This window comes from Bradyrhizobium sp. USDA 223 (genome assembly GCF_044909005.1).
Taxonomy (GTDB): domain Bacteria; phylum Pseudomonadota; class Alphaproteobacteria; order Rhizobiales; family Xanthobacteraceae; genus Bradyrhizobium; species Bradyrhizobium yuanmingense.
Map to the genome: position 1 here is coordinate 7,022,407 of NZ_JBIYDR010000001.1, position 19,838 is coordinate 7,042,244.

Below are 19,838 nucleotides of genomic sequence, written 5' to 3' on the forward strand. Positions count from 1 at the left end.
GCTGCGTCTTTTCGCGGACTCTGCCTCCATTGAGAATGAATGGGGGTTTTCATGATTCACGCAATTTCCGCGGCAAATCGCCACCTTTATGAAGACGTCATCGAGCAGCATTTCCGGCTGCGTCACGACATCTTCGTCGAGGAGCGGCGTTGGGAGACGCTGCGCCGGCCGGACGGCCGCGAGATCGATTCCTACGACGACGAGGACACCATCTATCTGCTGGCGCTGGAGGGCCGCCGCGTCGTGGGCGGTCATCGGCTCTATCCGACCACCAAGCCGTCGATGATGAGTGAGGTGTTTCCGCATCTGGCGGCGGTTCGCGGCTGGCCGGCCGATCCGCTGGTGTGGGAATGGTCGCGCTACTTCGTCGTGCGCGATCGTCGCGACGGCGCGCTCAACCTGCAACTGATGGCTGCGGTGCAGGAGTTCTGCCTCGATCAGGGTATCGCGCGGGTCAGCGCGATCATGGAGACCTGGTGGTTGCCGCGCTTCCATGAAGCAGGCTTCGTCGTGACGCCGCTCGGTCTGCCGGCTCTGGTCGAGAACGCATGGACCATGGCGGCGACCATCGACATTCGTCGGGAGACGCTCGATGTCCTGCATCGTCGGATCGGCACGGCTTCGGTCGTGCAGCAGGACGGCCCTCGTCTCAATGCCGTCGCCCGTGCCAACCTCTGCGGTCATGTTGCCGCGCAACGAAAGAGCGCCTGAGATGTCGAACGTGATGCGGGACAGCCAGATCATGGCGCAAATGAAAGACGAGAATCTCGGCTACATGTCCGACATGGCGCTCGAGCTGGCGCAAATGGCGGAGGACACCGGATTGACGACGCTCGCCTATCTGTTTCGGATGGCGGCCCTGGAGGCGTCGACGGCCAACAGTGTTCTCGCCGAGCCGGACGAGCTCCCCCGGCAGATGACGTCGCACTAGACGCAGCCCTGCTCGATTTTACGACGATCGTACCCTCTCACCGCCAGCCGGTGAGAGGGTGATGTCGTCTGGCTGCGGCAGGTTGCCTCATGCAGCGCGGCAGCTTTTTTGCATTGCGGGGCGCGTCCGGGCCGCACGTGCCGAGATGCAACAAAGTGCATGTTTGATGTCGAATCGCTCTTGCCTCGGAACGATACTGCCATTACCCATTTTTCGGCCTTGAAGAGGCAGGGGGAGCTCTTTCACTGATGGCGGCAGTGTTCGAACATCGGCGCGCGTCTGTATGCGCCTGAAAGAGTCCTGATGCTGCTCGTCGTCGAACAATTCTTGAATGGGCTGCAGTTCGGTCTGCTGCTGTTCCTGCTCGCCGCCGGCCTGACGCTGGTGTTCGGGATCATGGATCTCGTCAACCTCGCGCACGGCTCGCTCTATATGATGGGCGCCTATTTCGCCGCGACCTTCGCGGCCTGGACCGGCAGCTTCCTGCTCGGCGCGCTGATGGCGCTCGGGGCCACTCTCGTGCTCGGCATCGTGCTGGAGGTGAGCGCGCTGCGGCATCTCTACGGCCGCGACCATCTCGACCACGTGCTCGCGACCTTCGGCCTGATCCTGTTCTTCAACGAAGCCGTGCGGCTGATCTGGGGCCCGGCGGGCCTGGCGCTGCCGCTGCCGGCCTGGCTCACCGTGCCGGTGCCGATCCTTCCCGGTATTCATTATCCCGCCTATCGCCTCGCCATCATCGCGGTGGCGCTGCTGGTCGCGCTGTTGCTCTATCTCGGCGTGATGCGCACCCGCATCGGCATGCTGATCCGGGCCGGCGCATCCAACCGCGAGATGATCGGCGCGCTCGGCATCAACATCAAGCTGCTCTACACGCTGGTGTTCGGCCTGGGCGCCGCGCTCGCGGGCCTTGCCGGGCTGATGCAGGCGCCGATCCTGACTGTGCAGATCGGCATGGGCGAGAACATCCTGATCCTCGCTTTCGTCATCATCGTGATCGGCGGCATCGGCTCGATCCGCGGCGCTTTCCTCGCTGCGATCTTCGTCGGCATGATCGACACGCTCGGCCGCGCCTTCCTTCCGAACCTGCTCCGCCAGGTGCTGAGCGGCGCCGCCGCATCCACCGCCGCGCCCGCGCTGTCCTCCATGCTGATCTATCTGCTGATGGCTATCGTGCTGGTGGTGCGGCCGGAGGGGCTGTTTCCGGCCAACCGTCGATGAAGAGTTTGAGCGTGAGCAAGGCCGTCACGGCCCTGATGCTGGCGGGCCTCGTGCTGCTGCCGCTCTACTCGCATCTGACCGGCAACATCTTCATCCTGACGCTGTTCACCCGCATCATCATCCTGGCGCTGGCGGCCGCGAGCCTCAACCTCATCATGGGATTTGCGGGCCTGATGAGCTTTGGCCATGCCGCCTATCTCGGCATCGGCGGCTATGCCGTCGGCATGCTCGCGCAGGAAGGCGTTGGGTCCGGCTTCATCCAGTTTCCGGTCGCGATCGCGGCGTCGGCGATCTATGCGCTGGTGATCGGCGCGCTGTCGCTGCGCACCCGTGGCGTCTACTTCATCATGATCACGCTGGCCTTCGCCCAGATGGCCTACTATGTCGCCTCGGGTCTGGCCCGTTACGGCGGCGACGACGGCCTGACCATCTACACGCGCAGCGACTTCTCGGGCCTGATCGATCTCGGCAACCGCACGCAGTTCTACTATCTCTGCCTCGCCTGCCTTTTCGGCGTCATGCTCCTGATATGGCGCATCGTCAACTCGCGCTTCGGTCTTGTCGTGCAGGGCCTGCGTTCCAACGAGCAGCGCATGCAGGCCATCGGCTTCCCGGCCAAGCGCTACCAACTGGTCTGCTTCGTCATATCAGGCACGATGTGCGGCCTTGCCGGCGCGCTGCTCGCCAACAACACCGATTTCGTCAGCCCGGCCGTGATGTACTGGACCCGTTCCGGCGACCTCATGGTGATGGTGATCCTGGGCGGCATGGGCACGCTGTTCGGCCCGGTCATGGGTGCGGTGGTGTTCCTGCTGTTGGAAGAGCTGCTGTCGCAGATCACCGAATATTGGGCGTTGATCCTGGGCCCGCTGCTGCTGCTCATCGTCCTGTTCGGCCGCGGCGGCATCATGGGCGCACTCGGGAGGGCTGGCCGTGGCTGAACCCTTGCTCCGCGTCGAAAAGCTGGTGCGCCGCTTCGGCGGCATCATCGCGACCGACAACGTCTCGCTCGACGTCGCATCCGGCGAGCTGCACGCCATCATCGGCCCGAACGGCGCCGGCAAGACCACGCTGATCAGCCAGCTCACCGGGCATCTCGAACCGCATTCCGGCAGCGTATCGCTGGCGGGGCGCGACATCACCTATCTGCCGGCCTATCGCCGCTGCGCGTTGGGCCTGGCGCGTTCGTTCCAGATCACCTCGCTGCTGCTCGACTTCACCGCCGCCGACAATGTCGCGCTGGCGGCGCAGGCGCATGCCGGCACCTCGTTCCGATTCTTCGCCAATGCGCGGAAAGAGAAGGGCCTGCGCGATGCCGCCCACGCCGCGCTCGACCGCGTCGGCCTCGGTCACCGTGCCGATATCGTGGTGTCCAGGCTCAGCCATGGCGAGCGGCGCGAGCTCGAGCTCGCGGTCGCGCTCGCGAGCAAGCCGAAATTGCTGCTGCTGGACGAGCCGATGGCCGGCCTCGGCGTGACCGAATCCCAGCGCATGGTGAAGCTGCTCCAGGAGCTGCGGAAAGAGGTCTCGATCGTGCTGGTCGAGCACGACATGCCGGCGGTGTTTGCGCTCGCCGACCGCATCACGGTGCTGGTCTATGGCCGCGTCATCGCCTCCGGCGATCCGGCCGCGATCCGCGCCAACGAGGACGTCAAGCGCGCCTATCTCGGCGATCAGCATGTGGTGACGCATCATGGCTGACACGCTGCTCGAGGTCGACGGCATCGAGACCTGTTACGGCCTGTCCCAGGTGCTGTTCGGTCTGTCGCTGTCGATCAAGCCGGGCGAGATGGTCTCGCTGATGGGCCGCAACGGCATGGGCAAGACCACCACCATCCGCTCCATCATGGGCCTGACGCCAGCGCGCGCAGGCACCATTCGCTTCGCGGGCGCGGAGGTGCGGCAGCTTCCGTCCTACAGAATTGCCAAGCTCGGCGTCGGTCTCGTTCCCGAGGGCCGGCAGATCTTCCCGAACCTCACCGTGCGCGAAAACCTGGTCGCGGCCGCGGCCGATCGCTTCAACAGCGATAATCCCTGGACGCTCGCCGCGATCTACGTGATGTTTCCGCGCCTCGCCGAACGCGCGTCCAATATGGGCAACCAGCTTTCCGGCGGCGAGCAGCAGATGCTCGCGATCGGCCGCGCGCTGATGACCAATCCAAAGCTCCTGATCCTGGACGAGGCGACCGAAGGCCTCGCGCCGCTGATCCGGCAGGAGATCTGGAATTGCCTGTCGCTGCTCAAGAGCCGCGGACAGTCGATCCTGGTCGTCGACAAGAACGTCGACCATCTCGCCCGCATCTGCGATCGCCACTACATCATCGAGCGCGGCAAGACGGTGTGGAGCGGCACCTCCGACGAGCTGATGGCCGCGCCGGATCTGCAGCACAAATATCTGGGAATTTGAGCCCCGCTCCAGCCGCATCGTCGTTGCGAGCACAGCAAAGCAATCCAGACTGCCGCTGCGGAAAGATCCTGGATTGCTTCGCTGCGCTCGCGATGACGGAAGAGATAACGTGAGCTCTCACCAATAAATTCCGTGCCGATGCAGCTCGCGGATCACGCGCGCCTCGGTGGACGGCTGCCGGCGCTTCGGTTTGGCGGTTTCGGCCCTCGACGCCGTTGCGGACCGGGCCGACGTTGTGGCGGCCGGAATTGCCGAGGCAGGCGCCGTCGATGCAGCTGGTGCGGTCGCCGTCGGCACATTCGTTGTTGGCGGGGCTTGAGGCGTCTGCGCCGGAACTGGCGTCGCGGTGGCCGGCTGTTCCGCCTGCTGGCTTGCATTGCTGGCCGCCAGGCTGAGGCTCCGCGAGCCTCCGGCATGGGCCTGGCTTGCCACCAGCGACATCGCGGCGATCAGGATCAGCTTGCGCATGGCAATCCCCGTCATCTGGTCAATCGATCTTACCCAATTCTCACGGGCTTCATGGACCTAACGCGCGAGGCGGTGCGCGCCGATCTCCATCAGTGTGGTCCGGCAGGACAGGCGATAGATCAGGCTGAAAAGTTGACCCCACATGACCGAACTCCGTTGTTGATCAATGCGGAGAATTCTAGACCGCCTGCCTTTCCGGCGTTTTTCGCCGGGTGAGGAAAATGGCTTCGTCCGGGGGCGGCGCGATGTCGTCGCAACAGTCCGGAAGAAGTCGCCTCACGCGGGCGTGAAGCAGCGCGCCGAGCGGGACCGATCGGATTCCGATCAAGGCCGGTAGTTCTCCCGGGATGAAGCGCGCGCAGCGCGGCAGTAACGTGCGGGCGGCCTTCAGCCCCGGTTATTGTATGAGTTCCGATCGCCAAGACGATCCGCCGATCCTCATCTGCTCAAAATGCAGGCGGCCAATGAAGTTCCTGGCGACACTACCTGGAATAGTCACGCTGCCTGCGGAGCACGTTTATCATTGCGTCCAGTGCCGTCGCGTCGACACGATTCGGCTGAAGTGACGCTCTGGTGGTCGGGGCGGGCCGCTTACAGCAGTTGTAGCTGCTCCCGCCGCCGCGAAACCGGTGCTATAATATCGTGAACAGACGAGAACAGGGAGGACACCATGAACCACACCATGGTTCCCAGTGATCGCGTGGAGCACGTCGCCGTCTACGGACGCGACGGCACGAAGCTCGGCACGATCGAGCGGTTGATGCTCGACAAGATGAGCGGAACGGTTGCCTATGCCGTGATCAAGACCGGCGGGCTGCTCGGTACGCGTCACCATTATCCGCTGCAGTGGGGCGCGCTGAAATACGATCCAGCACGGCAGGCGTTCCAGACCGAGCAGACGCTGGACGAACTCAGCAGCGGCCCGTGCGAGTTCGATGGCGACGCGTTCGACTGGGGCGACCGCTCGCGGCCCTACCCGCATCCGCACTACTGGTCGGTCTAGCGAGCAAGACGGTTCGGCCGCGGAGCAGTATTTGACGCGAGCGCCCGCTATCCCGCGAGCGGCTGCTCGCCGACCTTGGGCCAGTAGGTGCCAAAGCTCCAGAGCCCGCCCTCCGGATCGCGTGCGGCGAAATCGCGGCTGCCATAATCGGTCGTGTAGGGCTCCATCTCGATCTCTGCACCAGCGGATTTCACCTTCGCATAGAGCGCGTCGGGATCATCGACAGCGAGATAGACGGCATCCGTCCGCCGGCCGCCGATGTCGCCAACCAATTTGCCGTAAGCATCGTCGCGATGCGCGCCCAGCATGAGGATCGACGATCCGAACGCCAGCTCGGCGTGAACGACCGTGCCCTCCTTGCGGTACACCACCCGTTCGGTGAAGCCGAGAACGGTCTTCAGCCAGGCGATCATCGCCTCGGCATCCTTGCAGCGCATGGTGTGGTAGAGGCGCGGCGCTTCATAAAGGTTCGGCGGGTTCATGACACTCTCCAAGCTCGTTGCGAGACGTCCGGTGCAAGTCCTTGTCTGTTGCGAAGCCGACCATAATTCGGATCACGGCGGCCGGCTTGAACAAATGGGACTTGGCCCAAGTCTCGCGCTGTCTTCGCGCTGCCTTGGCGCTAGCCTCCGCCGTCGCGCATCAGTCGTGGATCGACGACATCGAGCCGCGCGGCCCATCCGGTCGGCGTCTCTCCGCTGAACATCCGGAAATCGCGAGCAAGATGTGCCTGGTCGGCATAGCCGGCGTCTGCGGCAATGGCCGCCCAGCCGCCTGCGCCGTCCGTCCGGGCGAGGACGCAAGCACGATGAAAGCGCAGCATCTGCGCCAGCACCTTTGGAGGAACGCCGATCTCGTGGTGGAAGCGGCGCGTGAGATGCTTGCGGCTCCAGCCGATGTCGGTGGCAATGTCGGCGATCCTGACCGCGCCCGCGCCTCGCCACAGCGTCTCCAGCGCGAAAGCGACCTCAGGCGAGGGCTCGTGAACGGCGCGGCGAAGCACGAAGTCTTCCACGATCTCGAATCGTCGCTGCCAGCTGGCTGCCTCGGCCACCCTTGCGCGGAGCTCCCTGCCGTGCCGCCCCAAAATGTCGTCGAGGCCGACGATCCGCGCGGTCAGATCGGGCACGGCGCCCCCGAAGAAGCGATACGCCCCGAGCGGCGTGAAATCGACCTGAACGCATTCGGCGCGCCCGTCGGATTCGATCACGACCGGCCCGGGAAAGAGACCCGCCGCGAAACTCGGCCGCGCATCGGCGGTGTCCGGTCGGTGTCCGAGCCCAATGCGGAAGGGCGTCCCCAAATTCACCAGCAGAGGCAGCGAAAGCGGCGCGGCATGCCGGAAGGCGGCCAAGCCGATCCCGCGCTCGCGGTAGAAGGAAATGCTGGAGACCAGCCGCGCAAGGCGCGGCGAGGGCGGTCGACGGATGACATCGGGAGGTGCGTCCATCACGCGCTAACGCTCCGTCGCTTCGCGCTCCGTGCGAATGGTGTCGGGGAGCATGTCGGTCATGCCTGGAGCTTAGCAGGCGATCACCGCGGAACTCAAATGACCCGGTGCGTGGCACGCCGCCGATGCCAAAGGCACTGCCGTCCTGTCACGGCTGGTTGCGCATCCAATCGGCGAGCCCGGACAGCGCCTTGTCGAGATCCTGCCGCGCGGCGGCATCGGTGATCGTCTCCTCCAGCGCGCCGCGCATGCAGAGCATCCAGGCGTCGCGCTCGGCGTCCCCAATGGTAAAGCCGAAATGGCGTTGGCGCAGCCGCGGATGGCCTTTCTCGGGGGTATAGAGCCGCGGGCCGCCGGTCCATTCGGTGAGATAGCGCTTCAGCACGTCCCTGATCAGGCCGAGGTCGTCCGCATGCATGGCGCGGATGATCTTCGCTTCCGGCAGGGTGTCCATGCGGTCGTAGAAGCGGTCGACGAGGGCGTCGATCGTGGCACGACCGCCGATCCGCTCGAACATGGAGGTGGTGATGTCGGTGGACGTCATCATTGATTCCAAGGCTTGCTGTTCGGCGTCGATATAGTGTTGCCGGAGGTCGTCCCAAACCCTCGCTGTCGTCCCGGACAAGCGCGCCCTAAGCGCGCGCAGATCCGGGACCCATAACCACAGGGAGTTGTTTTGCGAAGACTCGTGGTTGCCAGCTTGCGCAACAACTTCTCCCTGGGGGTATGGGTCCCGGATCTGCGCTTACGCTTGTCCGGGACGACAGCCGAGTGTGTCGCTTAGCGAGGTCCAACCACCTACAGCGCCACGCTGCGCAGGCCGAAGCTGCGGGCTTCGTTCTGCAGCACCGGCCGTACCGCATCGATCAGGCGCACGGCGGCGGCGTCGACCGACAGCCCGGCGGTATCCACCACCGCGGTCGCGCGCGAATACAGCGGCTCGCGGCTGAGCAGGATGTTGCGCGCAGCTCCGTCATCGCCGAGCGATCATCCGCCATCGGCCGCAGATCGCCCTGGCGACGCACGCGCGCCATGTGCTCCTCGGGCTCGGCCTTCAGCCAGATCGTGTAGAACGAGCTCAGGACCTGGTCGAAGGTCAAAGGCTCCGAGACGATGCCGCCGCCGGTTGCCAGCACCATCAGCTCGTTGCGCGCGAGCAGCTGTTGCAGCGCCGCCTGCTCCATGCGACGAAAGCCTTCCTGGCCGTACAGCGCAATGATCTCGGCGACCGAGAGCCCGTTCTGCTGCTCGACCTCCTTGTTGAGCTCGACGAAACTCCAGCCGATCCTCTTCGCCAGCATCCGCCCAAGTGTGGACTTGCCGGCGCCGCGCAGGCCGATCAGCGCGATGCCGCAGAACGGCGCGCGCCGCGGCGCGGTTGCGCTGCCGCCGGAGAGCAGATCCTTGGCTTGAGCAATCTGCGCGGGCGTTGCCTTGCGCAGGAGATCGCGAAACATCTGCCAGTCCGGCGTCGGATCGGGCGAGGGGAGCAAGTCTTCGAGATGCGCGCCCATCGCGTCGGAGACGCGGCGCAGCAGCACGATCGAGACATTGCCCTTGCCGCTCTCGAGCTGCGCGATGTAGCGCTCCGAAATTCCCGACACCTTGGCGAGCACTTTGCGCGACATGCCGCGCAGCGCGCGCATGGTGCGCACACGCTGGCCGAGTTGTTCGAGGAAGCGGGATTCGGCGTCGGGACTTTCGGTCATGAGTCTTCTTTACAAGGGTCCTGCGGCGCGTTTTAATGAAACATAGTGCCTGCTGGCATTGACAGCAAGCCGCCGTGGTGTCTTTCTATGAATTATAATTCTAAATTCCGGGGAGATGTCCGTGAGCGAGGGATCCTATAACGCGGTGACCTGGCTGCTCGACCGTAATGTCAGGGAGGGCAGGGGCAGCAAGCTCGCCTTCGACGACACCGTCTCGCGGCTCACCTATGGCGAGCTCCAGCAACAGACCCGGCGCGCCGCCAACATGCTGCGCCGGCTCGGCGTCCGCCGCGAGGAGCGCGTGGCGATGATCATGCTGGATACGGTCGATTTCCCGATCGTGTTCCTGGGCGCGATCCGCGCCGGCATCGTGCCGGTGCCGCTCAACACGCTGCTGACCGCGGACCAATACGCCTACATCCTCGCCGACTGCCGCGCGCGCGTGCTGTTCGTGTCCGAAGCGCTCTATCCCGTCATCAAGGACGTCGTCGGCCGCATGCCGGATCTCGAGCATGTCGTGGTCTCCGGCGCCAAGCAGAACGGTCACAAGCAGCTTGCCGAAGAGCTCGCCGGCGAGAGCGACCAGTTCACCACCGCCGCGACGCATCCGGACGAGCCGGCGTTCTGGCTGTACTCGTCGGGGTCGACGGGCATGCCGAAGGGCGTGCGCCATTTGCATTCGAATTTGCAGGCGACCGCCGACACCTATGCCAAGCACGTTCTCGGCATTCGCGAGAGCGATGTGTGCCTGTCGGCGGCGAAATTGTTCTTCGCCTATGGCCTCGGCAATGCGCTGACCTTCCCGATGTCGGTCGGCGCCAGCGTGATCCTCAACAGCGAGCGGCCGACGCCGGCGCGCATGTTCGAGCTGATGAACCGCTACAATCCCTCGATCTTCTATGGCGTGCCGACCTTGTTCGCGGCGATGCTCAACGACGAGACCATGAAGAACGAGCGCGGCGGCAAGGCCTTGCGCATCTGCACCTCCGCCGGCGAAGCGCTTCCGGAATCCGTCGGCCACAGCTGGAAGGCGCGGTTCGGTGTCGACATCCTCGATGGCGTCGGCTCGACCGAGCTGTTGCACATTTTTCTGTCGAACGCGCCCGGCGACATCAAATACGGCTCGTCCGGCAAGCCGGTGCCGGGCTATGCGGTGCGGCTCGTCAACGAGGCCGGGCAGGACGTCGCCGACGGCGAGGTCGGCGAGCTCTTGGTCGATGCGCCCTCGGCCGGCGAGGGCTACTGGAACCAGCGCCACAAGAGTCGCCGCACCTTCGAGGGGCCGTGGACCCGCACCGGCGACAAATACATTCGTGACGCCGAGGGCCGCTATACCTTCTGCGGCCGCGCCGACGACATGTTCAAGGTCTCCGGCATCTGGGTCTCGCCGTTCGAAGTGGAGAGCGCGCTGATCACGCATCCGGCCGTGCTGGAAGCTGCCGTCGTGCCCGAGGCCGATCCGGAAGGACTCCTAAAGCCGAAAGCCTTCGTCGTGCTGCGCCCGGGCGCCAAGGCGACGGATTTGCAGGAGATGCTCAAGGAGCACGTCAAGCAGAAGATCGGCCCCTGGAAATATCCGCGCTGGATCGATGTGGTGGACTCGCTGCCGAAGACCGCGACCGGAAAGATCCAGCGGTTCAAGCTGCGCGAGGGCGCGCATTGAGCTTGCGGACTGCACTTGCTTACCCTCCCCTGGAGGGGTCCGGGACGAGCGTAGCTCGCCCGTGGGTCGCTTCGCATGGAGCGAATCGCAATGTGAAGCGGGGTGGGGTGATCTATCCACGGGCACCGCATCCGCGGAGAGACCGTCACCCCGCCCCGATTCACATCTCGCTGCGCTCGCTGTGAATCGACCCTCCCCCTCCAGGGGAGGGTGGGCATCTCGGCATTGGCTAGGAATGGGAATTCGACCATGACCAATCTCACCCCCAGCGGCTTCCTCGACATCGATGGCGCCAGCCTCGAATACAAATGGCTCGCGCCTGTCGTCCCCGATGCCCCCACCATCGTGATGCTGCATGAAGGCCTCGGCTGTGTCGGCCTCTGGGGTGATTTCCCGGAGAAGCTCCAGCAGGCCACGGGCGCCGGCATCTTCGTCTATTCGCGCGCAGGCTACGGCCAGTCCAGCCCGGTCGCGCTGCCGCGGCCGCTTGACTACATGCATCGCGAGGCGCTGGACGTGCTGCCGAAGCTGCTCGACATGATTGGCTTCAAGCGCGGCCTCCTGCTCGGCCACTCCGATGGGGCTTCGATCGCGACCATCTATACCGGGGCGCATCAGGATCATCGCCTCAATGGGCTCGTGCTGATCGCGCCGCATTTCGTCGTCGAGGACATCTCGGTCAAATCGATCGCCGCGATCAAGACGACGTTCGAAACTTTGGACCTCAGGTCGAAGCTCACGCGCTGGCACAAGGACGTCGACAACGCCTTCTACGGCTGGAACAGCGCCTGGCTCGATCCGAAATTCCGCAATTGGGATATCTCCGAATACCTTGCCTACATCCGCGTGCCCGTGATGATCGTGCAGGGCGCGGACGATCAATATGGGACCCTGCGCCAGGCGGAGATCGCGCAGGAAGAATGTTACTGCCCGGTCGACCTGAAAATCATTGCCGGCGCGGCGCATTCCCCACATCGCGAGGCCCCGGGGCCGACCCTTGATGCCATCGTGCAGTTTGCGCAGGCCGCCTTGCGGGACGATCCGGGGCTTCAGGCCGCATGAAACCCATGCGCGCCCTAGATGAAGCAAAGTGCATATGGCGCCGCGATTCGGGCTAGACTAATCTAATAAGATGCACTATTGTGCATCTAACGTTCCAGAATGCATAACCAAGCTCAAGGGTGGCTCATGGCCGGGGAAGATCGGCGCCTCGCAGGCGGCGCGACATTCATCGATTTCCAGACCGAACCGTCCCGCTACAAGCATTGGAAGCTCGCGGTCGACGGCGACGTCGCGACGTTGACCATGGATGTCGACGAGAATGGCGGCCTGTTCGAGGGCTACCAGCTCAAGCTCAATTCCTACGACCTGGGCGTTGACATCGAGCTCGCCGACGCGATCCAGCGCCTGCGCTTCGAGCATCCCGAGGTGAAGGTCGTGGTGCTGCGCTCGGCCAAGAACCGCGTGTTCTGCGCGGGCGCCAACATCCGCATGCTCGCGGGCTCGACCCATGCCCACAAGGTGAACTTCTGCAAGTTCACCAACGAGACCCGCAACGGCATGGAAGATTCGTCGGAGAATTCCGGCCAGCGCTTCATCACCGTCGTGAACGGCTCAGCCGCCGGCGGCGGCTACGAGCTGGCGCTCGCGACCGATCACATCATCCTCGCCGACGACGGCTCGTCCGCCGTCGCGCTGCCCGAAGTGCCGCTGCTCGCGGTGCTGCCGGGCACCGGCGGTCTCACGCGGGTGGTCGACAAGCGCAAGGTGCGGCGCGACCACGCCGATGTCTTCTGCACCATCGAGGAAGGCGTGAAGGGCAAGCGCGCCGTGCAATGGCGCCTCGTCGACGAGATCGCGCCGAACTCCAAGCTCGAGGCCAAGATCGCCGAGCGCGCCAAGGAATTCGCAGGCCAATCGACGCGCAAGGGCAGCGGCAAGGGCATCGCGCTGACGCCGCTCAGGCGCCTGATCGACGAGAACAGCATCCGCTACGGCTTCGTCACCGTCGACATCGATCGCACCGCGCGCATCGCCACCATCTCGATCAAGGCGCCGGAGACCGCGCCGCCCGCCGACATCGACGGCATGATGGCGCAAGGCGCCTCGTTCTGGCCGCTGCAAGTGGCGCGCGAGCTCGACGACGCCATCCTTCACTTACGCATCAACGAGCTCGAGATTGCGATGCTGGTGTTCAAGAGCCATGGCGACCGCGCTCATGTGCTCGCCAGCGATGCGTTCCTCGAAGCCAACAAGGCGCATTGGCTGGTCAACGAAATCAGGCATTACTGGAAGCGCGTGCTCAAGCGCGTCGACGTCACTTCGCGCACACTGGTGACGCTGGTTGAGCCCGGCTCCTGCTTTGCCGGCACGCTCGCCGAGCTCGTCTTCGCCGCCGACCGCTCCTACATGCTGATCGGCACCCGCCAGGGTGACAATCGTCCGCCGCCGTCGATCGAGCTGTCCGCCATGAATTTCGGTCCCTATCCGATGAGTCATGGCCTGACACGGCTGGAGTCGCGCTTCCAGGCCGATCCGTCCGATCTGGAGCGCGTGGAAGCAACGCTCGGCACCAGCCTCGACGCCGAGCAGGCCGAAGAGCTTGGCCTCGTTACCTTCGCCCTCGACGACATCGACTGGGACGACGAGGTCCGCGTGTTCCTCGAGGAGCGCGCCAGCTTCTCGCCCGACAGCCTCACCGGCATGGAAGCCAGCCTGCGCTTCGTCGGCCCCGAGACGATGGAATCGAAGATATTCGCGCGCCTTACCGCGTGGCAGAACTGGATCTTCCAGCGCCCGAACGCCGTCGGCGAAGAAGGCGCGCTGCGCCGCTACGGCAGCGGCCAGAAACCGAAGTTCGATATGACGAGAGTCTAGCGAGTAGGGAGTGGCGAATGGCGAATAGGGAATGCCCATTCGCTACTCGCCATTCGCCATTCGCCCCTTCAAACGAGCTAGTCCCACACGGGAGGTCCACATGAACATGAACATCATGAACGTCGACTACTCGACCAAGATTCCGAACAACGTCAACCTCGCCGAAGACCGCCAGGTGCTCAAAGCGCTGGAGGGCTGGCATCCCGGTTACATGGACTGGTGGAGCGACATGGGCCCCGAGGGCTTCCAGGAATCGCTGGTCTATTTGCGCACCGCTTACTCCGTCGATCCGCGCGGCTGGGCCAAGTTCGACTATGTCCGCATGCCCGAATATCGCTGGGGCATCCTGCTTGCGCCGCAGGAAGAGAACCGCGTCGTGCCGTTCGGCGAGCATTATGGCGAGCCGGCCTGGCAGGAAGTGCCGGGCGAGCATCGCGCCATGCTGCGCCGCTTGATCGTGATCCAGGGCGACACCGAGCCGGCCTCGGTCGAGCAGCAGCGCCATCTCGGCAAGACCGCGCCCTCGCTGTACGACATGCGCAATCTGTTCCAGGTCAACGTCGAGGAAGGCCGTCATCTCTGGGCGATGGTCTATCTGCTCCAGAAATATTTCGGCCGCGACGGCCGTGAGGAGGCCGACGATCTCCTGCGCCGCCGCTCCGGCGATGCCGACGCGCCGCGCATGCTGGGCGCGTTCAACGAAGCGACGCCGGACTGGCTGTCCTTCTTTATGTTCACCTACTTCACCGACCGCGACGGCAAGATGCAGCTGCACTCGCTCGCGCAGTCCGGCTTCGATCCCCTGTCGCGCACCTGCCGCTTCATGCTGACGGAGGAAGCGCACCACATGTTCGTCGGCGAGACCGGCATCACCCGCGTCGTGCAGCGCACCTGCGATGCGATGAAGGCGGCTGGCATCACCGATCCCACCGACATCGCTAGGGTCCGCGCGCTCGGCGTGATCGATCTTCCGACCATCCAGAAGAAGCTGAACCTGCACTACACGCTGTCGCTCGACCTGTTCGGCTCGGAAGTCTCGACCAACGCGGCCAACGCGTTCAACGCAGGCATCAAGGGCCGCTACCACGAGACCCAGATCGACGACGATCACCAGCTCAAGAATTCGACCTATCCGGTGCTCAAGTTGATCAACGGCGAAGTCAAGCTGGTCGATGAGCCGGCGCTGACCGCGCTCAACATGCGCCTGCGCGACGATTACAGCCAGGATTGCGTCAAGGGCATGCTGCGCTGGAACAAGGTAATCTCGACCGCCGGCTACGACTTCAAGCTGACGCTGCCCAACGTCGCCTTCCACCGCCACATCGGCGAGTTCAAGGACGTGCACGCGACGCCCGACGGCATCCTGATCGACGATGCGACCTGGGCCAAGCGCAAGGACGAATGGCTGCCGTCGGCGAGCGACGGCGACTTCATCACATCCCTGATGCAGCCCGTCACCGAGATCGGCCAGTTCGCCTCCTGGATCTCGCCGCCCAAGGTCGGCATCGACAACAAGCCCGGCGATTTCGAGTACGTGAAGATCGAGTCGTAAGGGCTGCTGGCGGGACGAAGCGCTCTTCGCAAGAGGCGGCGATCTCGCCACACATCCCGCTGTCATCGCCCGGCTTGGCCGGGCGATCCCGCATTCCAGCGACGGTGGAGGCGCCGCGGCGTACTCGTAACGAATGGAGGGGACATCTCCGCCACTGCGATTGTCTACTAGTCTTTTTTAGGCCGCATCCCAATGGCCTGCATGAGGCTTTCCACTAAACAGCCATCAAGCCATTGAAAACACTGAATTTTGTAGCCCTTCTACCAAAGGATTGACTCACCCCCTAAAATGAATACATTCGACAATATTCATTTTAGGTGCACTTCTTCATGCCCGACCTCCTCGCCGATTTGGCTGCTCGTCATATTGCCGGCCGTGACGGCCTGCCTGACGCGATCGCAAGGGCGTTGCGGGAAGCCATCTTCGAAGGCGCCTTCGCTCCGAACGAGCGGTTGAACCAAGACGAAATCGCTCAGCGATTTGGCGTCTCCCGCGTCCCGGTTCGTGAAGCGCTGGCAAAGCTAGTCACGGAAGGCTTGGCGGTGCAGCGCTTCAATAGGGGCATTAGGGTCGCGCCCCTGAGCCGAGCCGATTTCCAAGACATCATGGAAATGCGGAAGCTGCTCGAGCCGCACGCGCTTCGGCTATCGGCGCCGCACCTGCGGGCCGCTGACTACGATCAAGCCGAAGAGATTCTCGCACAGGTGCGGCCATCAAGACTGGGAGCAGAGGCCGCCGTCCTCCATTGGGCGTTCCATAATCGATTGTACGGTCGCTCGGGTCGCCCCCGGCTGCTCTCGCAAATTTCGGCACTGCAGATCGCAATCAATCGATATGTGCTCCCCGTCTGGCGCACGGTCGGTCTGTCGGCCGATTGGGATGACAGTCATCGCGATATCGTGAACGCGCTACGGGCGGGCGATGTCGAGCAGGCGGCCCGGCTGACCGGCGATCAGATCCAGCAGGCGATGCTTCGCATGCTGGATCAGCTACCGGCCACCGTCTCCACGGCGGACGAACTCGAATGATTTCCCAGCCGCGCGCCACGAGCGGCGTCGCGCCAACTCCGGTCAGGGCGTCAACTTGAGCGCCAACAACCAGCAACCGTTTGCCATGAAGAGGATTAGGAAAATGAGACACTCAGTGGCCTACCGCTCCCTGTGCCGAGGCTTCATGGTTGCGATCGCGACGGGGACTATCGGCGCCGCCACTTGGAACGCAAGCGCATCAGCAGCTTCGGAAGCGCCAGCCCTGAGCACGACCGACGCCAACGACTTCGCCGACGTTCAGCCCGTGAAGGAAGTCGCCGCGCTGTTGCCGGCAAGCACGAAGAGCCTGAAGGTGGCCATGAATCTGTCGACGCCGCCGAACAAGTTTCTGGCTACGGATGGTCGAACGCCACTCGGCACGAATCCGGATCTCGCCAGATTGATGGGCCGCGTCTTCGGGGTGCAGGTGCAGTTCGCGAACGTAGGATTCGACAACATCATCCCCGGATTGCTCAGCGGGCAATTCGATCTGTCCATCGCAAGCATGGGGGTAACGCCGGAACGCACCAAAGTTCTCGACATGATCGACTATGCGAAGTGGGGCTCCGAGGCCGTCACCCTTAGGAGCAGCAATGCCGACGTCTCGAACCTCTGCGGCCTGAACGTCGGCGCTCAACTCGGTTCTCTTCAACTCGCGAAGCTGTTGCCGGAACTCTCGGACGAGTGTGCCGCAAGCGGCAAAAAACCTGTCAACATCGTGGGCCTTCCGAGCCAGCAGGATGCGTTGACCCAGCTTTTGTCCGGTCGTCTTGACGCCGCGTTCGGCGATACGCCGGTCATGAGTTACGCGGTTCTCAAGCAGCCGATTTTTCGCGTCGCCGGCGCGGAGATCCGCCCGCTCCCCATAACGCTCTCCACGAAGAAAGGCAGCGCGCTGACTCCCGCTTTGGTCGCGGCCATGAAGCACATCGTGACCATGCCGCAGTACAAGGAGATATTCCGGGCGTGGGGCCTGCCTAATGCCACGCTCGAAACGATCGAACTCCACTGAGAGCCGCCGAGATGTTGGATCCGAATATGGCGGGGGTCGCCCCTAAAATTCTCGTGGACGTCAGAAAGCCACATCGTTCCCGCTGGGAGTATGCCGGCTGGATCGTCGCCATCCTAGTGACGTTGTCGTTGACGCGTTCGGTCGTGACCAATCCCAATTTCCACTGGGATATCGCCGCCGAATATCTTATGGCGCCGATCATCCTCAGGGGCGTCGGAATGACGCTGGTGCTCACCGCGATCAGCATCGTTCTCGGAGTACTGATCGGAGCGGTGCTGGCCGTGATGATGCGGTCTCAATCGCCCGTGGTCGCAAAGCTGGGGTCTGGCTATGTCTGGTTCTTCCGAGGAACGCCGCTGCTCGTGCAACTGATCTTCTGGTTCAACCTTGCCGCCCTTTATCCGACGCTCGGCTTCTTCGGATACGAGGTGAATGCCACGCAGATAGTCACGCCCTTCCTCGCAGCGATCATCGGGTTGACCACGAACGAAGCCGCCTACATGGCGGAGATCGTCCGCGGGGGCTTCGAGAGCGTCAATCGCGGTCAGACGGAGGCGGCCACCAGCCTGGGGCTCCGGCCGCGGCAGGTAACTTTCCGCATCCTCCTGCCGCAGGCGATGAAGGTCATCGTTCCTGTCATCGGGAATCAGACGATTGCGATGCTGAAGAACAGCTCGCTGGTATCGGTACTAGGCGTGTCCGAGCTCCTGCACAGTGCCGAAATCATTTACGGGACCAATTATCAGACCATTCCCCTCCTCATCGTCGCTTCGCTTTGGTACCTCGCCTTGTCGACCGTCTTTTCGGTCGTCCAGCATGGAGTCGAACGGGCATATGGCCGATCGACAAGTCGCAAGTCGGACGCGACGTGGAAGGAGCTGCTTCGAAGAGGACGCGATCGATGAGCGATCTGGCTGTTTCCGTCCGCGGTCTTGTCAAGCGATTCGGCGGTCGCACCGTGTTGAGGAACGTCGATTTCTCCGTCGAGCCCGGTCGAGTATCCTGCATCATCGGCCCGAGCGGGTCCGGCAAGTCCACCCTGTTGCGCTGCCTGAACAGCCTGGAGGAGATTCAGGGAGGTGAGGTGCGGATCTTCGGAGAACTTCAGGGCTACGTCCTATCCGGTCGAGCCTATAGGAGACTTTCGCCTGGTCGTTTGGCGCAGCAGCGCGAACACGTCGGCATGGTGTTCCAGAATTTCAATCTCTTTCCGCACATGACCGTTGCGCAGAATCTGACCTGCGCTCCTACCTTGTTGCGCAAGGAAGCCGCGGCGGACGCGCGCGAGCGGGCCGCCGAGCTTCTGTCGACGGTCGGACTGGCCGGCTACGAATCGTCATATCCGGCGCACCTGTCCGGCGGGCAACAGCAGCGCGTTGCTATTGCCCGCGCGCTCATGATGAACCCCCGCGTCCTGTTGTTCGACGAGCCCACGTCGGCCCTGGACGCGGAACGGGTCAGCGAAGTACTCGACGTCATGAAGGCGCTGGCTAAAGCCGGAAAGACCATGGTCGTGGTCACGCACGAACTGGGATTTGCACGCGAAGTGGCCGACATCGTGGCCTTCATGGACGAAGGCGAAGTCGTCGAAACGGGAACGCCGGAGCAAGTGCTCGGAAGACCGGGCCGCGACCGGACCAGAGCTTTCCTTTCGAAGGTTCTGTGACCCGGCCCAGCGATTCTGGCGGCATCGCATTTTAAAACCGAGATCGGCGGCTCTAGCTCGTCAGGCGCCGCCAACAGACCAGGAGGCCTCGAGTGATCGATTTCGACAAGTTCAAGGTTGTTACGTTCGACTGTTATGGCACGCTCATCGATTGGGAGACCGGCATTGCCCGGGTCGTCCGTCCATGGATCGACGCCATCAACCCGGCGATTCCGACCGATCTCGTCGTCACGTCCTTCGCGCTTCACCAGGCCAAGCATCAACAGACGAGACCTGCATTGCTCTACCCCGAAGTGCTCGCCAGGACATGGAAGGATATCGAGCGCACCTTTGGCTGGACCGCGGACGGAGGTCATGCCGCAAATTTCTCGGCTTCGGTTCCGGAATGGCCAGCTTTCCCCGACACGGTGGATAGCCTGCGGTATCTGTCGCGCTTCTACAAGCTAGTCATCCTGTCAAATGTTGACAACACGTCGCTTACGGGAACGCTGCGCCACCTCGAAGTGCCCTTCGAATTAACGGTGACGGCGGAGGATGTCGGCTCGTACAAGCCTGCACTGCCGCACTTCACACGCGCCATCGAGGCGCTGGCCGCGAAAGGCATGGCAAAAAACGAAATCCTGCATGTCGCGCAGAGCAAGCATCACGACGTCGCTCCTGGGCGCGAACTTGGGCTGACCACCGTGTGGGTCAATCGTCGCCACGACCGGGCCGGAAGCGGGGCCACCTTGGCGACGGAGGCCGAGCCGCATCTGACCGTCAATTCGCTTGCCGAACTCGTGGCGTTGCACAAAGGACGGTCCAGATCAGCTTCGGCAAGCTGAGCGTCACAAACCGCATCGCTGATCAGG

At 63.5% G+C, this 19,838-nt stretch carries 20 protein-coding genes and 1 pseudogene; 16 read left to right on the forward strand and 5 right to left on the reverse strand.

Annotation, left to right across the window (positions count from 1 at the left end):
- The first annotated feature begins 51 nt into the window (after positions 1 to 51).
- The 6 genes from ABIA40_RS32630 (at position 52) to ABIA40_RS32655 (ending at position 4,559) form a co-directional block, all read left to right on the forward strand.
- Entirely contained in the window at positions 52 to 711 is a 660-nt protein-coding gene (locus ABIA40_RS32630) for an acyl-homoserine-lactone synthase (protein WP_198399951.1), read from the forward strand.
- 1 nt (position 712) lies between these two features.
- Positions 713 to 931, forward strand: coding sequence for a hypothetical protein (locus ABIA40_RS32635; RefSeq protein ID WP_157286584.1), 219 nt, complete (start codon positions 713 to 715; stop codon positions 929 to 931).
- 303 nt (positions 932 to 1,234) lie between these two features.
- Positions 1,235 to 2,152 (forward strand): branched-chain amino acid ABC transporter permease, encoded by a 918-nt coding sequence (locus ABIA40_RS32640; RefSeq protein WP_060737326.1) that lies wholly within the window; start codon positions 1,235 to 1,237, stop codon positions 2,150 to 2,152.
- Positions 2,149 to 3,093, forward strand: coding sequence for a branched-chain amino acid ABC transporter permease (locus tag ABIA40_RS32645; protein WP_109142170.1), 945 nt, complete (start codon positions 2,149 to 2,151; stop codon positions 3,091 to 3,093). Before ABIA40_RS32640 ends, ABIA40_RS32645 begins: the two co-directional genes overlap by 4 nt.
- On the forward strand, positions 3,086 to 3,853 hold the full coding sequence (locus tag ABIA40_RS32650; RefSeq protein WP_404545383.1) for an ABC transporter ATP-binding protein: 768 nt from the start codon (positions 3,086 to 3,088) through the stop codon (positions 3,851 to 3,853). Before ABIA40_RS32645 ends, ABIA40_RS32650 begins: the two co-directional genes overlap by 8 nt.
- Positions 3,846 to 4,559, forward strand: a complete 714-nt coding sequence (locus ABIA40_RS32655) for an ABC transporter ATP-binding protein (RefSeq protein WP_036001768.1) — start codon at positions 3,846 to 3,848, stop codon at positions 4,557 to 4,559. Before ABIA40_RS32650 ends, ABIA40_RS32655 begins: the two co-directional genes overlap by 8 nt.
- A gap of 117 nt (positions 4,560 to 4,676) precedes the next feature.
- On the opposite strand, the gene ABIA40_RS32660 is transcribed toward ABIA40_RS32655, so the two are convergent.
- A complete protein-coding gene (locus ABIA40_RS32660) occupies positions 4,677 to 5,027 on the reverse strand; it encodes a hypothetical protein (protein WP_404545385.1) in 351 nt (116 codons plus the stop codon).
- Positions 5,028 to 5,697: 670 nt separating this feature from the next.
- Between ABIA40_RS32660 and ABIA40_RS32665 the strand changes: the two genes are divergently transcribed.
- Positions 5,698 to 6,030, forward strand: a complete 333-nt coding sequence (locus ABIA40_RS32665) for a PRC-barrel domain-containing protein (RefSeq protein ID WP_271546387.1) — start codon at positions 5,698 to 5,700, stop codon at positions 6,028 to 6,030.
- A 47-nt stretch (positions 6,031 to 6,077) separates the two neighbouring features.
- Here ABIA40_RS32665 and ABIA40_RS32670 read toward each other — a convergent pair whose 3' ends face one another.
- From ABIA40_RS32670 to ABIA40_RS32685, 4 genes and pseudogenes are all read right to left on the reverse strand, one after another.
- Positions 6,078 to 6,512, reverse strand: coding sequence for a VOC family protein (locus ABIA40_RS32670; protein WP_404545387.1), 435 nt, complete (start codon positions 6,510 to 6,512; stop codon positions 6,078 to 6,080).
- A gap of 140 nt (positions 6,513 to 6,652) precedes the next feature.
- On the reverse strand, positions 6,653 to 7,480 hold the full coding sequence (locus ABIA40_RS32675; protein WP_404546417.1) for a helix-turn-helix domain-containing protein: 828 nt from the start codon (positions 7,478 to 7,480) through the stop codon (positions 6,653 to 6,655).
- Between the two features lie 148 nt (positions 7,481 to 7,628).
- A complete protein-coding gene (locus tag ABIA40_RS32680) occupies positions 7,629 to 8,024 on the reverse strand; it encodes a group II truncated hemoglobin (RefSeq protein ID WP_404545389.1) in 396 nt (131 codons plus the stop codon).
- A 254-nt stretch (positions 8,025 to 8,278) separates the two neighbouring features.
- Positions 8,279 to 9,189: pseudogene (locus ABIA40_RS32685) on the reverse strand (helix-turn-helix transcriptional regulator).
- Between the two features lie 121 nt (positions 9,190 to 9,310).
- On the opposite strand from ABIA40_RS32685, the gene ABIA40_RS32690 reads away from it, so the two are divergent.
- The 9 genes from ABIA40_RS32690 to ABIA40_RS32730 all read left to right on the forward strand — a co-directional run bounded on the left by ABIA40_RS32690 (position 9,311) and on the right by ABIA40_RS32730 (position 19,811).
- Positions 9,311 to 10,852: a benzoate-CoA ligase family protein gene (locus tag ABIA40_RS32690; protein WP_404545391.1), complete on the forward strand. Its 1,542-nt coding sequence runs from the start codon at positions 9,311 to 9,313 to the stop codon at positions 10,850 to 10,852.
- 249 nt (positions 10,853 to 11,101) lie between these two features.
- Positions 11,102 to 11,914, forward strand: a complete 813-nt coding sequence (locus ABIA40_RS32695; RefSeq protein WP_404545393.1) for an alpha/beta fold hydrolase — start codon at positions 11,102 to 11,104, stop codon at positions 11,912 to 11,914.
- Positions 11,915 to 12,040: 126 nt separating this feature from the next.
- The gene (boxC, locus tag ABIA40_RS32700) at positions 12,041 to 13,729 is read left to right on the forward strand and encodes a 2,3-epoxybenzoyl-CoA dihydrolase (protein WP_404545394.1); all 1,689 of its coding nucleotides are present in this window, start codon (positions 12,041 to 12,043) and stop codon (positions 13,727 to 13,729) included.
- A gap of 100 nt (positions 13,730 to 13,829) precedes the next feature.
- Complete coding sequence (boxB, locus tag ABIA40_RS32705; protein WP_157286575.1) at positions 13,830 to 15,281, forward strand: benzoyl-CoA 2,3-epoxidase subunit BoxB; 1,452 nt, start codon at positions 13,830 to 13,832, stop codon at positions 15,279 to 15,281.
- A 329-nt stretch (positions 15,282 to 15,610) separates the two neighbouring features.
- On the forward strand, positions 15,611 to 16,309 hold the full coding sequence (locus ABIA40_RS32710; protein WP_271546369.1) for a GntR family transcriptional regulator: 699 nt from the start codon (positions 15,611 to 15,613) through the stop codon (positions 16,307 to 16,309).
- Positions 16,310 to 16,454: 145 nt separating this feature from the next.
- Complete coding sequence (locus ABIA40_RS32715; RefSeq protein WP_271546367.1) at positions 16,455 to 17,321, forward strand: ABC transporter substrate-binding protein; 867 nt, start codon at positions 16,455 to 16,457, stop codon at positions 17,319 to 17,321.
- Positions 17,322 to 17,332: 11 nt separating this feature from the next.
- Complete coding sequence (locus ABIA40_RS32720) at positions 17,333 to 18,226, forward strand: amino acid ABC transporter permease (protein WP_404545396.1); 894 nt, start codon at positions 17,333 to 17,335, stop codon at positions 18,224 to 18,226.
- Positions 18,223 to 18,987 (forward strand): amino acid ABC transporter ATP-binding protein, encoded by a 765-nt coding sequence (locus ABIA40_RS32725; protein ID WP_271546363.1) that lies wholly within the window; start codon positions 18,223 to 18,225, stop codon positions 18,985 to 18,987. The genes ABIA40_RS32720 and ABIA40_RS32725 overlap by 4 nt, the downstream gene beginning before the upstream one ends.
- 92 nt (positions 18,988 to 19,079) lie before the next feature.
- On the forward strand, positions 19,080 to 19,811 hold the full coding sequence (locus ABIA40_RS32730) for an HAD-IA family hydrolase (RefSeq protein WP_271546361.1): 732 nt from the start codon (positions 19,080 to 19,082) through the stop codon (positions 19,809 to 19,811).
- Positions 19,812 to 19,838: the final 27 nt, after the last annotated feature.